Raw genomic sequence first — 19,925 nt, 5'->3', positions numbered from 1 at the left:
CCTCCCAGCTGACGTCGAAGTCGATGGCTGCATCCGTGGGCACGGTCATGGCTGTTGATCTTTCTGAACGACTCGTGAGTGCGCGGCGGCTGTACGCCGCGGGCGAACACCGATTTCCACCCGTTTGCGGGCAAGAGCGCGAGGATTGCTGTGGACGCCAGGAATCAACAACAACAACAGCCCACGGCGAGGCGGCGCGGGAGGATAAAGCGCAGCTGTATGGCCTGTTGCATGGGCCCACTATAGGCCATGGGCCAGCGGGATCGGTTCGCCTAGCTGGCTTACACCCGCGGTGAACCTTTTGCCCCAGTTTTGCGGTCGGTTCCGCAGCCGTCGACCATTCGGCTCGAATCGACCGAAGCGGCTGACGCCGTCGCTGGCGCAGCCTAGTGTCTGGTCACAGATCGCCACCGAAATCCATGTAGATCGGGGCCCGCATGAACCGCACGCAGCTCCTCACGCTCATCGCCACTGGCCTGGGCCTGTTCATGATCTTTCTCGACGCACTGATCGTGAACGTGGCGCTGCCCGACATCCAGCGCAGTTTCGCGGTGGGGGAGGACGGCCTGCAGTGGGTGGTGGCGTCCTACAGCCTCGGAATGGCGGTCTTCATCATGTCGGCGGCGACGCTTGCCGACCTCTACGGTCGGCGCCGCTGGTACTTGATAGGTGTTTCGTTGTTCACGCTGGGATCTATCGCCTGCGGGTTGGCGCCCTCAATCGCGGTGCTCACCACCGCGCGGGGCGCGCAGGGCCTAGGTGCGGCGGCCGTCAGCGTAACCTCGCTCGCCCTGGTCAGCGCGGCCTTTCCGGAGGCGAAGGAGAAGGCGCGCGCCATCGGGATCTGGACCGCCATCGCGAGCATCGGTACGACGACGGGCCCGACACTGGGCGGTCTGCTGGTGGACCAGTGGGGGTGGCGCAGCATCTTCTATGTCAACCTGCCCATGGGCGCACTCGTCCTCTTCCTGACTTTGTGCTACGTCGAGGAGTCGTGTAACGAGCGGGCACGCCGCTTCGATCTGTCCGGGCAGCTGCTGTTCATCGTTGCCGTGGGTGCCCTGGTGTATGCGGTCATCGAAGGCCCCCAGATCGGCTGGACGTCTGTCCAGACCATCGTGATGCTCTGGACAGCCGCCGTCGGCTGCGCCCTGTTCGTCTGGCTTGAGCGCAGATCATCGAATCCGATGATGGATCTGACCCTGTTCCGCGACACCTCATACGCCCTGGCCATCGCGACCATCTGCACGGTGTTCTTCGCCGTCTATGGGATGCTGCTGCTCACCACCCAGTTCCTGCAGAACGTGCGCGGCTATACCCCGAGCGTGACCGGCCTGATGATCCTTCCGTTCAGTGCGGCCGTGGCCATCGTGTCGCCACTTGTTGGGCACCTGGTTGGCCGGATCGGAGCACGCGTTCCCATCCTGGCGGGGCTGTGCATGTTGATGCTGGGTCTGCTCATGCTCATCTTCAGCGAGCACCGGAGCTCGGCCCTGGTCCTGGTCGGGCTGGGCTTGTGCGGGAGCGGCGTCGCGTTGTGCCTGACGCCGATCACGACCGTCGCCATGACCGCGGTCCCCGCCGAGCGTGCGGGCATGGCGTCCGGCATCATGAGTGCTCAGCGGGCGATCGGCTCGACGATCGGGTTCGCGGTTTTGGGCTCCGTCCTTGCCGCCTGGCTTTCGGCCACACTCGAGCCCCATCTGGAGCGCGCGGTGCCCGACCCGGTCCAGCGCCACGTCCTTGCCGAGATCATTATCGACAGTGCCAATCCGCGAGCGCATGTGGGCGGAATCGTCCCCCGGCGGCACATTGAGCATCGCGACCCCGTCGCGATTGCGGAGGAGGATTTCATCGAAGGCATTCGGGTGGCGTTGCTCGTCGCCACTGCAACACTGGCTGTCGTGTTTCTCGCCGGCTGGCGATGGTTTCCGCGTGACGTGCACACCGCGGGCAGCGACGCTAAGCGAGAGGCTGCCTACAGCGATGACCGTCGAGTGCGCGGTTAGTCATATGCCGGGAGCCACATGGTGTCGACTATGGCCTGCCTGACGTCGTCGTGCGTCCTGGAAGCCACCCCGTCTTGGACGGCGGCCCGATAGACAGCTTCGGCGACCGTTGTCGAGATGGCCCGCAGATTTTGGACATCCGGCAACAGCGAGTCTCCGGGATTTGTCGGATTGGCCTGGTGAGCAATGGCCTTCGCTGCTGCATGCAGCATGCGCCTGGTTATCAACCGGGCACCAGCGACAATGACGCCCAGTCCGATGCCGGGAAACGCCAACACGTTGTTGGCCTGACCGATGACGTAGGTGGTTTCGTCGAATTCCACTGGGGCGACTGGGCTGCCGGTGGCAAGCAGCGCCCTGCCATTCGACCACGCCAGCACGTCGGCGGGGATGGCTTCCATGCGCGACGTCGGGTTGGACAGCGGAAAGATCATCGGGTGTTTGCAGGACGCCGTCATCGCCTCGACCACCTCTTTGGTGAACGCTCCGTAGACCGTTGAGCAGCCGAGCAGGATAGTGGGCGATGCGATCTTGATCGCGTCGCTCAGCCCGACCCGATCCCCGACGGCCACACCGAGCTGGTGGCGGTTTTTCGCGTACGGCACTTGGAAGTCGCGCAGGTCATCCATGTCGTCGAACAACAGGCCCGGCCTGTCGATCGGCCAGATCTGGGACACCGCCTGCTCGAGCGTGGCACCGTCTGCCACCATCGCGTCCCGGATCTGATCGGCGATCCCCATCCCTGCGGTGCCTGCGCCGAAGACGACTATTGTCTGATCGCGCAGCGGGATACCGGTAACCTTCAGACCGCTGTATACGGCGGCCAAGACCACCGCGCCGGTTCCTTGCATGTCATCGTTGAACACGCAGTAATCCGTGCCGTATGTGTCTAGGATCTTCCGCGCGTTCGCCGGCCCGAAGTCCTCGAAATGCAGAATGGCACGCGGAAATAACCGTTGAGCCGTTTCGATATAGCGACTGACGAACTCGTCGTATTCCCGACCGCGCCGCCGGGCGTGGCGATTGCCCAGATAGAACGGATCGGCCAGCAGCTGCTCATTGTCGGTGCCGACATCCAGAGACACCGCGAGGCAGCGGCGCGGATCGACGCCGCCGCCGGCGGTGTAGAGGGCCAATTTGCCCACAGCGATCTGGATGCCACCCACACCCCAGTCACCGATACCCAGGATCGCCTCGGCATCGGTGCACACGATCAGGTCGACGTCCTCGGGCCCCAGCCCCAACGTGTTGAAGGCTTCCTCGATTTCGTCGGGTTCGTCGATGCTCAGAAACAGTCCGCGTTGCCCGCGGTATTCGTCGGAGAAGCGTTGGATTGCCTCGCCAACGGTGGGCGTGTACACCACCGGCATCAGTTCGGGCAAATGGTCGGCCAGCACCTTGAAGTACAGCACCTCGTGGCGGTAGTGCAGCTGTTCGAGAAGCAGGTTGCGGCCCAGATCGGTGGCCAAGCTCTGCAACTGATGCCATACGCGTTCGGCCTGTTGGTCGAGCGTGAGCACGGCCGACGGAAGCCGGCCGGTCAGCCCCAGCCGCCGCCGCTGCGCGTGGGTGAAGCCGACTCCACGGTTGAGACTTGGTGCGGACAACGCGGCCGGGATCCGTGGCACGCGGGCGTCGCTCATCACAACCTCCGTTCGTGACCGTGCTGGGTTTAATGGACGTCGCGATGGTAACGCTGGTTGGCGAGCGCCGACCGGACTTGGGCTTTGGCCAGGTCCAGGTCCAGTTGCCGGCGTTCGGCCACGATTTCGCAGAGCGCACGATCGACGCCCTTGGCCATCGGGTCGGCGTTTGCCGCGAACGTACAGCGCTGCCCTGGCCGCAGAAGAGTGCCAGATCCAGTGCGGCGAGGAATCCTTCGGCATGCATCGCCTCGATCTCGTCCGGCTCCAGCAGGAAGCCGGTAGGGGGATCCCGGTTCCCGACTCAACCATGATCCTCGGCATGTCGGAAGCGCTGGGTGGCCGAATGTTGCTAGATGTCCTTTCATAGATGGCGACCCGATTGTCGGGGGCGCTCGGCGAGGCAGGTCGAGCACACCCCGAACTACGGCACACCGCGAAAGTTGTAACCGGTGACCGTCAGGTACACCTCCCCGGGGCGGCCCTTAAAGATGAATGAGATTGAATGCAGGCGCGGCCGAACTGGTTTGAGCACCGACAGCCGTTCGTCGACGGACGCGATGACCGGCAATCGGGAGCAGGTGGATCGACTGGCGCCCATGACCAATCGATCAACGCACCGCTGACCCGCTAGACCTGGTCCCAGGTAACCCATTTCGTCGCCCATCGTGTTGGGCTGGCCGATGAGCGAGCCTGGTCGGCTGCCGATCCAGCGTGCCGCCATAGGGATGTCGTCGGCCGCGATGCCGATGGCTTCGCCGACCGCAGCGGGTGTCAACCGACCGATTTGGGGCAAGAATACCGGCGGCACCCGCGCTTTAGGATCGACACCTGAGGCGTTGATGAAACGTAGGGGAAATTCCCAGTTTTCGCTAAGCTCGTGACGTGCGTCGTCAGCGTAGCGCCGTCCCGATTCTGGCACTGTTGGCACTGTTGGCACTGTTGGCACTGATTGTGGGGCTGGGCGCCTCCGGTTGCGCCTGGAAGCCGCCGACAACACGACCGTCACCACCGAACACCTGCAAGGATTCCGACGGGCCGACCGCTGACACGGTACGGCAGGCCATCGCTGCGGTCCCGATCGTGGTACCGGGCTCCAAATGGGTCGAAATCACCCGAGGACATACCCGCAACTGCCGCTTGCATTGGGTGCAAATCATCCCGACAATTGCCTCCCAGTCGACTCCCCAACAGCTGTTGTTCTTCGACCGCAACATCCCGCTGGGCTCGCCGACTCGGAATCCGAAGCCCTACATCACCGTATTGCCTGCAGGCGATGACACCGTGACGGTTCAGTACCAATGGCAGATCGGCAGCGACCAGGAGTGCTGTCCCACCGGCATCGGCACGGTGCGATTCCACATCGGATCAGATGGCAAGCTCGAGGCGCTCGGCTCGATCCCCCATCAGTAGTACTCGAGCACAATAGCTTTCGCTGTTTTCTTGCTGCGAGGACAACAGCGCAGCTTTACATGTAGGGTTTAGGTCTTCTCGGCTCAAGGGCGAGCCCAATTGTGTATTGCCTTCAGCACTTTTACAGGAGTTCTACAGGAGTTTCAGGCTGCCAGGAAACAACTTCGTACACGCAAGGCTGGCACCCTGGTAGGCCGGCCCGCATTCGCACCAGGGTGGGAACAAGGAGGGTGATGGAACAGCACACGCTGCTGCAACGCGAGGAGTCGCCGCGCAGTCCCGCGGCCCCTTCGCTCAGGCGCCTGGGTGGCTCACGTCACATCACGCATTGGGATCCCGAGGATCTAGGAGCGTGGGAGGCAGGCAACAAGGGCATTGCCCGACGCAATCTGCTTTGGTCGGTCGTGACGGTTCACCTGGGTTACTCGGTGTGGACGCTCTGGCCGGTGCTGGAGTTGCTGATGCCCCAGGACGTCTACGGCTTTTCAACCAGTGACAAGTTTCTGCTCGGCACCATCGCGACGCTGTTTGGCGCGTTCCTGCGGATGCCCTACGCGTTGGCCAGCGCGATCTTTGGCGGTCGCAACTGGGCGACTTTTTCGGCAATCGTGTTGCTAATTCCGGCCATTGGCACAACGGTGTTGTTGACCCATCCGGGGCTACCGCTGTGGCCGTATCTGGTGTGTGCGGCCCTGACCGGCTTAGGCGGCGGCAACTTCGCGTCGTCAATGAGCAACGCCAATGCTTTCTATCCACATCGGCTCAAGGGTTCGGCGCTCGGAATTGCCGGTGGGGTAGGCAATCTCGGGGTGCCGGCGATCCAGCTAGTTGGGTTGTTGGCAATCGCCACTGTCGGTGAGCGGAAGCCTTACCTGGTCTGCGCACTGTATGTGGTTCTGGTGGCAATCGCGGTAATCGGAGTGTCGCTGTTCATGAACAATGTCGAACAGCACCGGGTGCAGGTGAACCGGCTTCGGCCGATCGTTTCCGCGGTTCTGTCGACCCGCGACACGTGGTTGCTCTCGCTGCTCTACCTCGGCACTTTCGGCTCATTCATCGGCTTCTCCTTCGTGTTTGGCCAGGTGTTGCAGACCAACTTCCTGGCGTGCGGACAAAGCCCGGCGCGCGCGACGCTGCATGCCGTCGAGTTGGCGTTTGTCGGGCCGTTGCTGGCGGCGGTGGCCCGGATTTACGGTGGCCGGCTGGCCGATCGAGTCGGTGGAAGCCGCTTGACCCTTATAGTCTTTGTGGCGATGACGCTCGCCGCTGGGCTGCTGATCAGTGCCAGCACCCTCGAAGGCCGACATGTCGGCCAGCATCGGGGCGCTACCATGGTCGGCTACTTCGTCTGCTTCGTCGCGTTGTTCGTCCTATCCGGGTTGGGCAACGGGTCTGTGTACAAGATGATTCCGACGATTTTTGAGGCGTGCAGCCGCTCCCTGGATCTCAGTGAAGCCGAACGCCGCGACTGGTCACGCATCATCTCAGGAGTAGTCATCGGGTTTGTGGCCGCCTTCGGCGCGCTCGGCGGGGTCGGAATCAATATGGCGCTGCGTGAGTCCTACCTCAGCACCGGCAGTGGGACCGATGCGTTCTGGATCTTCATGATGTGCTACGCCGCTGCCGCCGTTCTGACTTGGAAAGTGTACGACCGCCGAACGGTCACCGACATGGGGATGTTGCAGGCGGCCTTGGTGCGGCAGCCGGCATCGACGCCAGCCGAACTTATCGGTCCCAGAACTCAATCGGACCGATTCTCCGGGTGCAGCATCTCGGCGTAACGTAGCGGCTCCGGGATGAAGCTCGACCGCCCGGCTAGGAGATCAGCACCGTGACAGCGGCATTGCCAGCCGTCGTCAGGTGGCCAATGCCTTGAGCAAAATGGCCACCGGCGGTCTGTAAGACAGCTATCCCAGGGGCACCGAGCTGAGCGGCCAGCATCGTGTGGTTAACACCCTGGGCAAACTGGGCACCGGCGGTCTGCAGTGCAGCGATCCCGGCAACAACGTTCGGCACAACCAACGACAGGTGTTGGACGCCTTGCACAAGCTGAACTACTGCGATCGCGAGCGAGCCAACTCCACCCAACGCGGTGGGCACAGCCAGTAAAAAGGCAGGACTGAACAGTTGCACACCGGCACTGCCCAGCAGACCAAGTCCGGTCGCGGCGGTCCCTGAAGCCAGCGCAAGGTTGCCAACGCCTTGACTGAACTCAACACCAGCAAGTGTGAGCAGACCCAGTCCGGTAGCAGCGCTCGTTCCGGCGGTCAAGAACGTACCGCCCGCCTGAACAACGCCGACCACGGCAGGTTGCAGCAAAGCAACACCGGTCAGCGCGCTCTGCCCAGCCACGATGAACTCGCCGCCGCTCTTGGCCAGCCAGGGCGCGGCGCTCTGCAGCGCGGTGGCAAGTTTGGCGGCGGAACCCTGTCCGGCGGTCACGACGCCGTTGACAACCTGAGCCAGTCCGGCGCCGGCGCTTGGCAACGGGGCAACCGCAGCCGCAGCCTGTTGTTCGACCGTCGCGACGGCACGACCGGCCTGTGCGGCAAGCCCAGCGGTCACGGTGCTGTGGCCACCGCCTAGCGTTGGGGCCGAGTTCTGCACGCTCTCAGCCGCGCTCGGGTGCCCCAACAGCGATCGGGCCGGTGCGTTCACTGCATTCAGCACGTTGCTTTGGGCGTTGGCGAATTCGGTGTTGCGGTATGCAGTCGCGCCAGTTTTCAACAGGTTGACGAACTCGTCATGAAACGCGGAGGCCTGGGCGCTGAGAACCTGGCACTGTCGACCGTAGGCGCCGAATATCGACGCAATCGCGGTCGACACCTCGTCCTCGGCAGCGGAAACCACCGCTGTTGTGGGTCCCGCTGCGGCCGCGTAAGACGCGCTCAGCGCTGAGCGAATGCCCGCCAAATCTTGAGCCGCGGACTCGACCTGCTCTGGAATCACGCTCAGGAACTGCATACTGGTTCCTCTCGACTCACTACGGTTGTTATCCAACGACGATCGAGGCACATTGATAGTAGTGAAATGCCGGTCTTTTCGGGCCAAGTTGGCGTTCGCCGTCAATCAGCCGGCTCGCATTGGCCTTTCGGAGTAGTCGGGATGGTCCGGACAACTCCAGCAGCAGGAGCCGCCAAGCGATTCCCTTTGCGTTTTCGGGCGCATCGATCCGACCCACACCGCCAACGGCGCGGCGTTCGACATCTCGATGCCTATTGCCGCGTCGCCCGGCCCGGCGTGGTGGCGGCATGGTCGAGCAGCCGGCGCAACACGTCTACCGCATCCGCCAACACCCGGCGGTCCGCCGGTGGGAGCAGGGCCAGCTGAGGCTCGATCGCAGCCGCGCGGTCTGCCCGCACCGCGGTCAACGTGCGGATGCCTTCCGGCGTGATGCGGATGCGGACCGCCCGGGCGTCTCCCGGGTCGGCGGTTCGGGTAACCAGTCCAGCGTCCTCGAGTCGTCGTACCTGCGTGGTCATCGTTGGTTGCGAGCAGTGATCGACGGCGGCCAAGTCGCCGATCCGGGCTTCCCCCTGGGCTTCGATGGTGGCCAGCAGTCTGGCTTGAGCCGCGGGCAGTGGCATCTGGATGCGCTGCGTGGCTAGGCGGTTGAGCCGCGCGACCACTGCCAACAGATCCGCTCCCAGGCCCGGTAGTGGCCCGCCGACCTCGCTGCGGTTGGCGGCGGCGGGGGAGGGACTCATCCCCCCATCGTTGCATAGCTTTGCTATGCGAGGCTAATCGATGTGCTGCGCCGTGTGCGGGCCTGAGCCTGGCAGAATCGGTGAAGTGACCCCGCTCGGCCCTTGCCCCGCGCAACATCGGGGCGGGCCGCTGCGGCCGAGTGAATTGGCGCAGGCGTCGGTGATGGCGGCGCTGTGCGCGGTGACCGCGATCATCTCCGTCGTCGTTCCGTTCGCGGCCGGTCTGGCGCTGTTGGGCACCGTGCCCACCGGCCTGCTGGCCTACCGCTACCGTCTCCGCGTGCTGGCGGCCGCGACGGTTGCGGCCGGGATGATCGCCTTCCTGATCGCGGGGCTGGGCGGTTTCATGGGGGTGGTCCACAGTGCCTACATCGGTGGGCTGACCGGAATCGTCAAACGCAGGGGCCGGGGCACCCCGACGGTGGTCGTCTCGTCGCTGATCGCCGGATTCGTGTTCGGCGCGGCGATGGTCGGGATGTTGGCCGCCATGGTCCGACTGCGGCATCTGATTTTCAAGGTCATGACCGCAAACGTGGACGGTATCGCCGCCACCTTGGCCCGGATGCACATGCAGGGGGCAGCCGCCGACGTCAAGCGGTATTTCGCCGAGGGACTGCAGTACTGGCCGTGGGTGCTGCTGGGCTATTTCAACATTGGGATCATGATCGTGTCGCTGATTGGGTGGTGGGCGTTGTCGCGCCTGCTGGAGCGGATGCGCGGAATCCCCGATGTACACAAACTTGACCCACCGCCAGGAGATGACGTGGACGCTCTGATCGGGCCGGTGCCGGTGCGGTTGGACAAGGTCCGCTTCCGTTACCCCCGCGCCGGCCAAGATGCGCTGCGGGAGGTCAGCCTCGACGTCCGGGCCGGCGAGCACCTAGCGATCATCGGGGCCAACGGATCAGGGAAGACCACCTTGATGCTGATACTGGCCGGCCGGGCACCGACGTCGGGCACCGTGGATCGTCCGGGCACGGTGGGTTTGGGAAAGCTGGGCGGCACCGCTGTCGTCTTGCAGCATCCGGAAAGCCAGGTCCTGGGCACCCGGGTTGCCGACGACGTGGTGTGGGGGCTGCCGCTGGGTACCACCGCTGACGTTGGCCGGTTGCTGAGCGAGGTCGGCTTGGAAGCGCTTGCCGAACGCGACACCGGAAGCCTGTCCGGTGGTGAGCTGCAGCGCCTGGCGCTGGCGGCAGCGCTGGCCCGGGAGCCGGCGATGCTCATCGCCGACGAGGTCACCACCATGGTTGACCAGCAGGGCAGGGACGCTTTGCTGGCCGTGCTGTCGGGTCTGACGCAGCGGCACCGGACCGCCTTGGTGCACATCACGCACTACGACAACGAAGCCGATTCCGCCGACCGCACGCTCAGCCTGAGCGATTCGCCGGATAACACCGATATGGTCCACACCGCCGCGATGCCGGCCCCGGTCATCGGGGTGGATCAGCCCCAGCACGCGCCGGCGCTCGAACTGGTGGGCGTCGGCCACGAATACGCTAGCGGCACCCCGTGGGCAAAGACCGCGTTGCGCGATATCAACTTCGTTGTTGAGCAGGGAGACGGGGTGCTGATCCACGGCGGCAACGGCTCGGGGAAGTCGACGCTGGCGTGGATCATGGCCGGGCTGACGATCCCCACGACCGGAGCCTGCCTACTTGACGGTCGGCCCACCCACGAGCAGGTCGGCGCGGTGGCGTTGTCTTTTCAGGCGGCCCGGCTGCAGCTGATGCGCAGCCGTGTAGACCTGGAAGTTGCTTCCGCAGCAGGTTTTTCGGCTAGCGAGCAGGACCGGGTGGCTGCGGCGCTGACTGTCGTTGGGTTGGACCCCGCGCTGGGCGCGCGACGAATCGACCAGCTCAGCGGGGGCCAGATGCGTCGGGTGGTGCTGGCCGGGCTGCTTGCGCGTGCACCCCGGGCGTTGATCCTCGATGAGCCGTTGGCGGGGTTGGACGCGGCCAGCCAGCGCGGCCTGCTGCGGCTGCTGGAAGACTTGCGTCGGGCGCGCGGCCTGACGGTGGTCGTAGTTTCGCACGACTTCGCGGGGATGGAGGAGCTTTGCCCGCGTACCCTGCATCTGCGCGACGGTGTGCTGGAATCGGCGGCGGCGTCGGAGGCGGGGGGAATGTCATGACCACAACTTCGACCCCGGCACGCAACGGGACTCGTCGCCCGTCACGTCCGATTGTGCTGTTGATTCCGGTGCCGGGTAGCTCGGTCATCCACGACCTGTGGGCCGGCACCAAATTATTGGTGGTTTTCGGCATTTCGGTGTTGCTGACGTTCTACCCGGGATGGGTGACGATCGGGATGATGGCGGCTTTGGTGCTGGCCGCGGCCCGAATCGCGCACATTCCGCGCGGCGCGCTGCCGTCGGTACCTCGCTGGCTGTGGATCGTCCTCGCGATCGGCTTTCTGACCGCTGCGCTAGCCGGTGGCACTCCAGTGGTCGCCGTGGGCGGACTGCAGCTCGGATTGGGCGGCGCACTGCACTTCCTGCGGATCACCGCGCTGTCGGTTGTGCTCCTGGCGCTGGGGGCGATGGTGTCCTGGACCACCAATGTTGCCGAAATCAGCCCTGCGGTAGCCACTTTGGGTCGGCCGTTTCGGGTGTTGCGGATCCCGGTCGACGAATGGGCGGTGGCGTTGGCGCTCGCGCTGCGCGCCTTCCCGATGTTGATCGACGAATTCCAGGTGCTCTACGCCGCGCGCCGGCTGCGGCCCAAGCGGATGCCGCCAAGCCGCAAGGCTCGGCGCCAGCGGCATGCGCGCGAGCTGATCGACCTGCTTGCCGCTGCCATCACGGTGACCCTGCGCCGTGCCGACGAGATGGGCGACGCGATCACCGCCCGTGGCGGCACCGGCCAGCTGTCAGCGCATCCTGGGCGACCCAAACTTGCCGACTGGGTGACGCTTGCGATCACTGCCATGGCCAGCGGGACAGCGGTGGCGATAGAGAGCCTGATATTGCACTCCTAGCTGGCGGCGCGGGCGGCGCGCGGACCGGCCAGCCGCTATAGCCCCGATGTTGGCCGCCACCGCCGCCGCCCAACGCGATGGTGAGCTTGGGCGATAGCTGGGCGTGGGCGCGCGCCCTAACGGCGTGTCGGTGTACAGACGCGCCGTTTCGCGGGTTGGCGGCGCGAGGACCTGCTCATGCTGCGTCTACGTAGCTCAGCAGGCCTTTTCTAGCATTGGCGCGGAACACTAGGGCGGCATGCGGTCGATGAGGTTTGACAGCACGACGGTGCTTTCGCTGCGTTCGACGTCAGCGCTGGACCGGATGCGCTCGAGGGCGGCCTCCAGATGCCGCATGTCATGAGCGAGCACGTGCAGGATCGCGTCGGACGTGCCAGTCACCGTTGCCGCGCTGACCACCTCGGGGATATTCACCCAGGCGGCACGCAGCTGATCAGGCGCAATCCTGCCGTGGCAGAAGATCTGCACGTAAGCCTCGGTGTTCCAGCCGAGCGCGTTGCGGTCGACCACCGTGGTGAAGCCCTTGATGACGCCGCTCTCGAGCATCCGGTCGACGCGGCGCTTCACCGCCGGAGCGGACAAACTCACCTTGTGACCGATCTCGGCGAAGGTGGCCCGTGCATGCTCGGCCAGCTCGGCGAGGATGCGTTCGTCGGTGTCATCCAGGCGGTCCATCGGCCCTCCTCCGTTCTAAGCACGCAACGAATCACCACAGATTCGAGGTTAACGCAATGTATCAATGGAAAATACGCAACGACCATCGTTTGATTGTGAAATCAGAGCCAAATATCGTTGGTTTATGACGGATTCCTACGTCGCTGCTGCCCGCCTAGGGTCACCTGCACGCCGCACCCCCCGGACGCGGCGGTATGCAATGACCCCGCCGGCCTTCTTTGCCGTCGCATACGCGATCAACCCCTGGATGGACGTCACCGCGCCAGTCGACGTCCAAGTCGCGCAAGCACAGTGGGAGCACCTCCACCAGACCTATCTTCGGCTAGGCCACAGCGTGGATCTGATCGAGCCCATTTCCGGGTTACCGGACATGGTGTACACCGCCAACGGTGGGTTCATCGCGCACGACATCGCCGTGGTCGCCCGGTTCCGGTTCCCCGAACGAGCTGGTGAGTCTAGAGCCTATGCCAGCTGGATGTCCTCGGTCGGATATCGCCCGGTGACCACCCGCCACGTCAACGAGGGACAGGGCGACCTGCTGATGGTTGGCGAAAGGGTGTTGGCGGGCTACGGCTTTCGCACAGACCAGCGCGCACACGCCGAAATCGCCGCGGTGCTTGGTCTGCCGGTGGTCTCCCTCGAGTTGGTCGACCCACGGTTCTATCACCTGGACACCGCGCTGGCCGTGCTCGACGACCACACGATCGCCTACTACCCGCCGGCGTTCAGTACGGCAGCGCAGGAACAGTTGTCGGCGCTGTTCCCCGACGCGATTGTGGTCGGCAGTGCCGACGCGTTCGTGTTCGGACTCAACGCCGTCTCTGACGGTCTGAACGTAGTGCTTCCGGTCGCGGCCATGGGTTTTGCGGCGCAGTTACGCGCAGCCGGCTTCGAGCCGGTCGGTGTCGATCTGTCCGAGCTGCTCAAGGGCGGCGGTTCCGTCAAGTGCTGCACGCTGGAGATACACCCATGACAAATCTCGCGGATGCCACTCAGGCCACTATGGCACTGGTCGAAAGGCATGCAGCGCACAATTATTCGCCGCTGCCTGTGGTGGCGGCCAGCGCTGAGGGTGCGTGGATCGCCGATATCGACGGCCTGCGCTACCTGGACTGGCTGGCTGCGTACTCGGCGGTCAACCTTGGCCATCGCAACCCCGCGAGCACCGCCACGGCTCATGCCCAAATCGACACCGTCACCCCGCTGAATCGGGCCTTGCATGCCGACCGACTCGGGCCGTTGGGCGCCGCGCTTGCCCCGCTGTGCGGCAAAGACGTGGTGTTGCCAATGAACTCTGATGCTGAAGCGGTGGAGAGCGGTCTTAGGGCCCGCAAGTGGGGAGCCGACGTCAACGGCCTCCCCGCGGGCCGGGACGATATCATTTTGGCAAACAACAACTTTCATGGCCACACCAGCAGTGTCGTCAGCTTCTCGTCGGACCCGGCTGCGGGCAGCGGCGTCGAACCTTCTACCCCGGGACTCCGCTCGGTACCGTTTGGCGATGCTGCGGCACCGGCGCAGACAATCGACGACAACACCGTCGCTGACCTGCTCGAGCCGATTCCCGGCCAGGCGGGCATCATCGTCCCGGCCGACGACTACCTGCCGGCTGCGTCGAGCACAACGTGCTGATGATCGCCGACGAAATCCAATCGGGGCTGGCCTGTACGGGTTACCCGTTCGCCTGCGACCACGGGGGTGTGCTGCCAGACATTTACCTGCTCGGCAAGACACTTGGTGGCGGTGCGGTTCCGTTGTCGGCGATGGTCGCGGACCGCGAAATCTTCGGCGTGGTGCATCCCGGCGAACACGGGTCGACGTTCGGCGGCAATCCGTTGGCCGCCGCGATCGGTACCCCCGTGGTTTCCATGGTCGTCTGGGGAGAATGTCAAGCTCGCTCCGCTAAATTGGGTGCGCATCTGCATCAGCGCCTGGCGGACCTGATCGGCGATGGTGCGGTGGCCCTGCGCGGCCTCGGATGGTGGGCTGACGTCGACATCGAACGGGCGCTTGCCATTGGCACAGACATGAGCATGCGGTTGGCCGATCGCGGTGTGCTGTTAAAAGACACCTACGGCGCCGCCCTGCGGTTCGCGCCGCCGTTAGTGATCACCGCGCAGGAGATCGACTGCGCGGTTCGCCGGTTCGCCGACGCGCTATGGGAGGCGGGTTCATAATTGCCGACAACGTCGATGAGCCTTCGAGAACTGATGCTGCGGCGCCGCCCGGTGAGCGGCGCCCCGGTCGCATCCGGGGCATCGGGGAACCTCAAGCGGAGTTTCGGCACCTTCCAGCTGACCATGTTCGGGGTTGGCGCGACGATAGGTACCGGCATCTTTTTCGTGCTTGCCCAGGCAGTTCCAGAGGCCGGCCCGGGCGTGATTGTTTCGTTCATCATCGCCGGCATCGCCGCTGGGCTCGCGGCTATCTGCTACGCGGAACTGGCTTCCGCCGTGCCGATTTCCGGGTCGGCGTACTCCTACGCGTACACGACGCTGGGCGAGGCGGTCGCGATGGTGGTGGCGGCCTGCCTACTGCTGGAATACGGGGTAGCCACCGCAGCGGTCGCGGTCGGCTGGAGTGGCTACGTGAACAAGCTGCTGAGTAATCTGTTCGGATTTCAGATGCCGCACGTATTGTCGGCGGCGCCGTGGGACACCCATCCCGGTTGGGTGAACCTGCCCGCCGTCATCCTGATCGGGCTATGCGCGCTGCTGTTGATTCGAGGGGCCAGCGAGTCGGCGAGGGTCAACGCGATCATGGTGCTGATCAAGCTCGGCGTGCTGGGCATGTTCATGATCATCGCGTTCAGCGCGTACAGCGCCGACCACCTCAAGGATTTCGTCCCATTCGGCGTCGCCGGCATCGGCTCCGCGGCGGGCACGATCTTCTTCTCATACATCGGCCTTGACGCGGTGTCGACCGCCGGCGACGAGGTGAAGGACCCGCAGAAGACCATGCCGCGTGCGCTGATCGCAGCGCTGGTGGTCGTCACCGGTGTCTACGTGCTGGTCGCACTGGCCGCGCTGGGCACCCAACCGTGGCAGGACTTCGCAGAGCAGGAAACCGCCGGGCTGGCCATCATCTTGGACAACGTCACGCATGGCGAATGGGCCAGCACGATTCTGGCCGCCGGTGCGGTGGTCTCGATTTTCACCGTCACGCTGGTCACCATGTACGGCCAGACCCGGATCCTGTTCGCGATGGGGCGCGACGGGCTGCTGCCGGCGCGGTTCGCGAAGGTGAATCCGCGCACCATGACGCCGGTGCACAACACGGTGATCGTCGCGATCTTCGCATCGACGCTGGCCGCCTTCATACCGCTGGATAGCTTGGCGGACATGGTGTCCATCGGCACGCTCACCGCGTTCAGCGTGGTGGCTGTGGGTGTGATCGTTCTACGGGTGCGCGAGCCCGACTTACCCCGAGGGTTCAAGGTACCCGGTTACCCTGTGACGCCTGTTCTTTCGGTGCTGGCCTGCGGGTATATCCTGGCCAGCTTGCACTGGTACACCTGGCTGGCGTTCAGCGGATGGGTGGCGGTGGCAGTGATCTTTTACCTGATGTGGGGTCGGCACCACAGTGCGCTCAACGAGGAAGTGCCGTGACCATCGTCGTCGGGTATTTGGCTGGCAAGGTCGGTCCGTCCGCATTACATCTAGCCGTCCGCGTCGCGCGGATGCACAAGACGTCGCTCACAGTGGCCACCATCGTGCGCAGGCACTGGCCGACACCGTCGCTCGCCCGCGTCGACGCCGAGTACGAGCTCTGGTCTGAGCAGCTGGCTGCCGCCTCCGCGCGAGAGGCCCAGCGCTACCTGCGCAGACTGGCCGACGGGATCGAGGTCAGCTACCACCACCGCGCACACCGATCGGTGTCGGCTGGTCTGCTCGACGTCGTCGAGGAACTCGAAGCCGAGGTGCTGGTGCTGGGGTCGTTTCCCAGCGGGCGGCGCGCGCGGGTGTTGATCGGCTCGACCGCCGACCGGCTGCTGCATTCGTCGCCGGTACCGGTGGCGATCACCCCCCGCCGCTACCGTTGCTACACCGACCGGTTGACACGGCTCAGCTGCGGCTACTCCGCGACGTCGGGTTCGGTCGACGTGGTGAGGCGATGCGGCCACCTGGCCAGCCGGTATGGCGTGCCGATGCGGGTGATCACATTCGCGGTCCGCGGCCGGACCATGTATCCGCCCGAAGTGGGGCTGCATGCCGAGGCTTCGGTTCTGGAGGCATGGGCGGCGCAAGCGCGAGAACTGTTGGAAAAACTAAGAATTAACGGCGTCGTGAGTGAAGACGTTGTGCTGCAAGTGGTCACCGGGAACGGCTGGGCGCAGGCGCTGGACGCTGCGGACTGGCAGGACGGGGAGATCCTGGCCTTGGGCACCTCGCCGTTCGGTGATGTCGCGAGAGTATTCCTCGGCTCCTGGAGTGGCAAGATCATTCGCTACAGCCCGGTCCCTGTGCTGGTACTACCGGGCTAGATCCCAACTAGCGCTGTGTGGCAGCATTGGCCGCCGCCTGTGCCTGCCTCAGGGTTGTCGTGATATCGCCACGGCCGAGGAACATTTCGTCGAAGTAGGGTTCGAGGGCCTGCTGTCCGGCGGCGAAGCCGGCGCCGCCGGGGGCCGCAATGCGCGGACCGTTCAACACCGCGAAGAACGGCGTGACATCGACGCCCCTAGCAGACCAGTAGTCGAAGTAGACCGGTTGCGCAGACAACACCGCGGGGATGGCCGCACCGTGGCGGCCCAGGTAGGCGTTGCCCTCCGTGCTGCCCATCCAGGCCAGCACCTGACGCACCGCATCCGGATGTTTGGACGCCGAATTACCAGCTGCAGCAATACCATTGGTGACGCTTACCCGGCCTGCGGGGCCGGCGGGAAGCATCGCCACACCCCAGTGGAAGAGGGCGTCACGGGCTACCGGCGCCAAACTGTAGGTGCCGGACTGGAATAGCGCCATCTTGCCAGCCAGAAACTGGTTACGGGAGAAATCGCCGTTGTCGTTGGTGTCCGAGGCCGGCGGTGCGACGTGGTCGTCGTTGATCAGGCCGACCAGATAGCGGAAGGCTTCGATGGCGCCGGGGTTATCGAACGCAAACTTGCCGTCGCGCTGGAACACACCGCCGGCCGAGCCGATGTAGTTAAGGTAGATGGCCTGAGGATCGTTGGCGGCGTTGTATCCCCACTGGCGGACCCGTCGAGCGTCGAATCCTGGCGTATTGGCGGTGCGTCCATCGGCGTCGACGGTGAGCCTAGCCAGCATCGGGCGCAAGGTGTCGTCATCGCCGCGACTCCATCGCAAGTTGTCCACCTGCGTGGGGTCGACACCGGCGGCAGCCAGCAGATCGGCGTTGTAGAACACGGCAATTCCGGCGTCCGTCAGTTGCGGCACACCCCACAAGACGCCGGACCGAGTGAACTGGTCAACCACCGCCGGCTCCCAGTCGGCGGCATCGGTCTGAATCTTCATTAGCCGGCCACTGTCAGCGTAGGCGGCGAAGTAGGCGTTGGATAGCCAGAAGATGTCGTCCGCGCTGCCGCCAGCCACGTCGGTGCGCAGGGTTTCGAAGTAGGTCGAATAGGCCACCAGATTGGTGCGCACCTCGATATCGGGATGGCTGCGGGTGAATGCCGCAAACGACTGTCGATACGCCGCAGCAATCGGCTCGTCCCAGAGTCGCACCGTTACGACGATCTTTCCGCCACGCGGTTCGGCGGAGAGCCCCAATAGCACCGCCGTCACACCCAGCAGGATCGCCACCAGCACAAGGGCGGTGGCGACCAGCGTGGACTGGCGGGGCCGGGTCACTTGAGCCCCGAGACCACAATCGACGCGACGATGTGCCGCTGGAAGGTCACGAAGAGCGCAATCAGCGGCACGATTGCCACCGTGGTCGCCGCCATCACCAGCGTCCACTGGGCGTTGAACCGCGACTGCAGGTCAGCCGTCGCCACCGTTAGGACACGCCATTTGTGGCCGCTGGTGATCACCAACGGCCACATGAAGTTGTTCCACTGCGAGACCACGGTGATCATCGCCAAGGCGGCCAGGACCGGCCGGCTGCTTGGGATCACCACATGCACGATCACGTCCAAAGTGTTGGCACCGTCGAGGCGCGCGGCGTTGATCAAGTCATCTGGGATGAGGCGAAAGTGCTCGCGTAGCAGGAAAATCGCGTACGGCGAACCGAACATAAACGGGAGCACCAACGCCCAGAACGTGTTGCGCAGGCCTAGCTGGGCCATCATCAGATACAGCGGCACTACGGTCACCGTCCCCGGCACCATCAAGGTTGCGACGTAGACCCAGAACAACGCATCACGTCCCCGAAATTGCAACCGCGCGAACGCGTAGGCGGCCAGCACCGAAAATGTCAGCTGGCCCAGCAGGATCACCGCCGTCATCAACGCGGTCACCACCGCCGCGCGGCGAAATCCGGCATCGGCGATATCGGCGTAGTTGGCCAGCGTGGGCGGTCGCGGCAACTGCAGCGGAGTACCCGTCGCGAACTGGTGTGCGGAAGTGAACGAGGTCAACAGGCCAAGCAAGAAGGGGGACAGCGTGATTACCGCGCCGATGGTCAGCACCGCGTAGACCGCAGTGTTGGAGACGCGACTAGGTGAGCTCATAGCTGATCCGCCGCCGGAAATACAGATGCTGCACCACGGTGGCACCGACCAGGATGACGAACAGCACCACCGCCATCACCGATGCCCGCCCGATTGCCGCGGCCCCAAACGCCTCGGCGTAGATGCGGTGGGCCACCAGGTCGGTGCTGCCCTGCGGCCCACCGCCAGTCAGCGCGTAGACGGTGTCGAAAACCTGTGCGGCGCTGATGATTCCGGTAACCAGGACGAAGAACATGGTGGGCCGCAACATGGGCAGGGTGATGCGCCAGAAGCGCTGCCAGGCACTGGCGCCGTCGGTGCGTGCGGCGTTGTGAATGTCCTGCGGAATCGCCATTAATCCGGCTAGGAAGAACAACGAGACATATCCGACGTTGGTCCACACCACGACGGCCGAAACCACAGGAAGCGCGAGGCCTGGATCGGTGAGCCATTCGATGCGGTGTCCGAGCACAGTGCTGATCGCGCCGTCGGTGGGCGCCAGAATCCAGCGCCACATCACCGCGATCGCCAGCGGTGCACAGATCCAGGGCAGCACGTACAGCGTGCGGAACAGGCCGGTGCCCGGCAGTCGCCGGGCCAGCAGGGACGCGGCCAGCAGTCCCAGTACTGTCTGCGCCGGGACCACGATCGCCACGAAGACGGCGGTGACCACCAATGAGTCTGCGAAGCCGGAATCGGTCAGCACCGACCGCCAGTTGGTCAGGCCGACGTAGCGCAGTGGGCCCAGCAAGTCCCACCGGTGCAGGCTCAGCCATACCACCACCAGGATGGGCAGCAACAAGAAGGCGACCACGCCCACCAGGCTGGGCGCCAGCAGGGCATATGCCAGTGCCGTCCTCCGACGTGGCGCGTCGCGCATGGGTGT

Annotated in this window: 18 protein-coding genes and 2 pseudogenes; 9 read left to right on the top strand and 11 right to left on the bottom strand. The window is 64.6% G+C overall.

The features are described from left to right. Positions 1-164: 164 nt before the first annotated feature. Complete coding sequence (locus MCAN_RS24165) at positions 165-233, bottom strand: Rv2334A family Cys-rich leader peptide (RefSeq protein ID WP_306921051.1); 69 nt, start codon at positions 231-233, stop codon at positions 165-167. 204 nt (positions 234-437) lie between these two features. Here MCAN_RS24165 and stp point away from each other — a divergent pair. Continuing rightward, positions 438-2,052, top strand: a pseudogene (stp, locus tag MCAN_RS12395) (multidrug resistance protein Stp). On the opposite strand, the gene MCAN_RS12390 reads toward stp, so the two are convergent. The 3 genes from MCAN_RS12390 to MCAN_RS12380 form a co-directional block, all read right to left on the bottom strand. Next, the gene (locus MCAN_RS12390) at positions 2,006-3,652 is read right to left on the bottom strand and encodes an NAD-dependent malic enzyme (RefSeq protein ID WP_003411979.1); all 1,647 of its coding nucleotides are present in this window, start codon (positions 3,650-3,652) and stop codon (positions 2,006-2,008) included. The pseudogene stp and the gene MCAN_RS12390 overlap by 47 nt on opposite strands. Before the next feature lie 29 nt (positions 3,653-3,681). Next, positions 3,682-3,810, bottom strand: a complete 129-nt coding sequence (locus MCAN_RS23860; protein ID WP_003916988.1) for a hypothetical protein — start codon at positions 3,808-3,810, stop codon at positions 3,682-3,684. 266 nt (positions 3,811-4,076) lie between these two features. Then, a complete protein-coding gene (locus tag MCAN_RS12380) occupies positions 4,077-4,463 on the bottom strand; it encodes a hypothetical protein (RefSeq protein ID WP_014001227.1) in 387 nt (128 codons plus the stop codon). A gap of 74 nt (positions 4,464-4,537) precedes the next feature. On the opposite strand from MCAN_RS12380, the gene MCAN_RS12375 reads away from it, so the two are divergent. Both MCAN_RS12375 and MCAN_RS12370 read left to right on the top strand, forming a co-directional pair. Further along, positions 4,538-5,065 carry an LppP/LprE family lipoprotein gene (locus MCAN_RS12375; protein ID WP_003411974.1) on the top strand — a complete coding sequence of 176 codons (528 nt, stop codon included), beginning with the start codon at positions 4,538-4,540 and terminating at the stop codon, positions 5,063-5,065. 233 nt (positions 5,066-5,298) lie between these two features. Further along, the gene (locus MCAN_RS12370; RefSeq protein ID WP_003411973.1) at positions 5,299-6,846 is read left to right on the top strand and encodes a nitrate/nitrite transporter; all 1,548 of its coding nucleotides are present in this window, start codon (positions 5,299-5,301) and stop codon (positions 6,844-6,846) included. 34 nt (positions 6,847-6,880) lie between these two features. On the opposite strand, the gene MCAN_RS12365 is transcribed toward MCAN_RS12370, so the two are convergent. The 3 genes from MCAN_RS12365 to MCAN_RS12355 are packed head-to-tail and all read right to left on the bottom strand — an operon-like array spanning position 6,881 to position 8,772. Continuing rightward, positions 6,881-8,029: a PE family protein gene (locus MCAN_RS12365; protein WP_003411972.1), complete on the bottom strand. Its 1,149-nt coding sequence runs from the start codon at positions 8,027-8,029 to the stop codon at positions 6,881-6,883. A 28-nt stretch (positions 8,030-8,057) separates the two neighbouring features. Beyond that, positions 8,058-8,246, bottom strand: a complete 189-nt coding sequence (locus MCAN_RS23975; RefSeq protein WP_003411971.1) for a hypothetical protein — start codon at positions 8,244-8,246, stop codon at positions 8,058-8,060. Positions 8,247-8,280: 34 nt separating this feature from the next. Then, on the bottom strand, positions 8,281-8,772 hold the full coding sequence (locus MCAN_RS12355) for a MarR family winged helix-turn-helix transcriptional regulator (RefSeq protein WP_003411970.1): 492 nt from the start codon (positions 8,770-8,772) through the stop codon (positions 8,281-8,283). 85 nt (positions 8,773-8,857) lie between these two features. On the opposite strand from MCAN_RS12355, the gene MCAN_RS12350 reads away from it, so the two are divergent. Then, the gene (locus MCAN_RS12350) at positions 8,858-10,906 is read left to right on the top strand and encodes an ABC transporter ATP-binding protein (RefSeq protein WP_407635588.1); all 2,049 of its coding nucleotides are present in this window, start codon (positions 8,858-8,860) and stop codon (positions 10,904-10,906) included. Then, positions 10,903-11,751, top strand: a complete 849-nt coding sequence (locus MCAN_RS12345; protein WP_014001225.1) for an energy-coupling factor transporter transmembrane component T family protein — start codon at positions 10,903-10,905, stop codon at positions 11,749-11,751. Before MCAN_RS12350 ends, MCAN_RS12345 begins: the two co-directional genes overlap by 4 nt. Positions 11,752-11,979: 228 nt before the next feature. Here MCAN_RS12345 and MCAN_RS12340 read toward each other — a convergent pair whose 3' ends face one another. Next, positions 11,980-12,426 (bottom strand): Lrp/AsnC family transcriptional regulator, encoded by a 447-nt coding sequence (locus tag MCAN_RS12340; RefSeq protein WP_003411963.1) that lies wholly within the window; start codon positions 12,424-12,426, stop codon positions 11,980-11,982. Positions 12,427-12,550: 124 nt separating this feature from the next. On the opposite strand from MCAN_RS12340, the gene ddaH reads away from it, so the two are divergent. The 4 genes and pseudogenes from ddaH to MCAN_RS12315 all read left to right on the top strand — a co-directional run bounded on the left by ddaH (position 12,551) and on the right by MCAN_RS12315 (position 16,909). Continuing rightward, on the top strand, positions 12,551-13,399 hold the full coding sequence (gene ddaH / locus MCAN_RS12335; protein WP_003914884.1) for a dimethylargininase: 849 nt from the start codon (positions 12,551-12,553) through the stop codon (positions 13,397-13,399). After that, a pseudogene (locus MCAN_RS24160) lies at positions 13,396-14,603 on the top strand (aminotransferase class III-fold pyridoxal phosphate-dependent enzyme). The gene ddaH and the pseudogene MCAN_RS24160 overlap by 4 nt, the downstream one beginning before the upstream one ends. Continuing rightward, complete coding sequence (locus MCAN_RS12320; RefSeq protein ID WP_003411955.1) at positions 14,604-16,034, top strand: amino acid permease; 1,431 nt, start codon at positions 14,604-14,606, stop codon at positions 16,032-16,034. It abuts the pseudogene before it with no gap. Further along, a complete protein-coding gene (locus MCAN_RS12315) occupies positions 16,031-16,909 on the top strand; it encodes a universal stress protein (protein ID WP_003411952.1) in 879 nt (292 codons plus the stop codon). The genes MCAN_RS12320 and MCAN_RS12315 overlap by 4 nt, the downstream gene beginning before the upstream one ends. 7 nt (positions 16,910-16,916) lie before the next feature. On the opposite strand, the gene MCAN_RS12310 is transcribed toward MCAN_RS12315, so the two are convergent. The 3 genes from MCAN_RS12310 to MCAN_RS12300 are packed head-to-tail and all read right to left on the bottom strand — an operon-like array spanning position 16,917 to position 19,919. Then, positions 16,917-18,239 carry an ABC transporter substrate-binding protein gene (locus tag MCAN_RS12310; protein ID WP_014001223.1) on the bottom strand — a complete coding sequence of 441 codons (1,323 nt, stop codon included), beginning with the start codon at positions 18,237-18,239 and terminating at the stop codon, positions 16,917-16,919. After that, on the bottom strand, positions 18,236-19,060 hold the full coding sequence (locus MCAN_RS12305) for a carbohydrate ABC transporter permease (RefSeq protein WP_014001222.1): 825 nt from the start codon (positions 19,058-19,060) through the stop codon (positions 18,236-18,238). The genes MCAN_RS12310 and MCAN_RS12305 overlap by 4 nt, the downstream gene beginning before the upstream one ends. Then, on the bottom strand, positions 19,047-19,919 hold the full coding sequence (locus MCAN_RS12300) for a carbohydrate ABC transporter permease (protein ID WP_003411940.1): 873 nt from the start codon (positions 19,917-19,919) through the stop codon (positions 19,047-19,049). Before MCAN_RS12300 ends, MCAN_RS12305 begins: the two co-directional genes overlap by 14 nt. Positions 19,920-19,925: the final 6 nt, after the last annotated feature.

This window comes from Mycobacterium canetti CIPT 140010059, assembly GCF_000253375.1.
GTDB lineage: Bacteria > Actinomycetota > Actinomycetes > Mycobacteriales > Mycobacteriaceae > Mycobacterium > Mycobacterium tuberculosis.
Note: the sequence above shows the minus strand (reverse complement) of the source record. Positions and strands in the feature narration are given on the sequence as shown.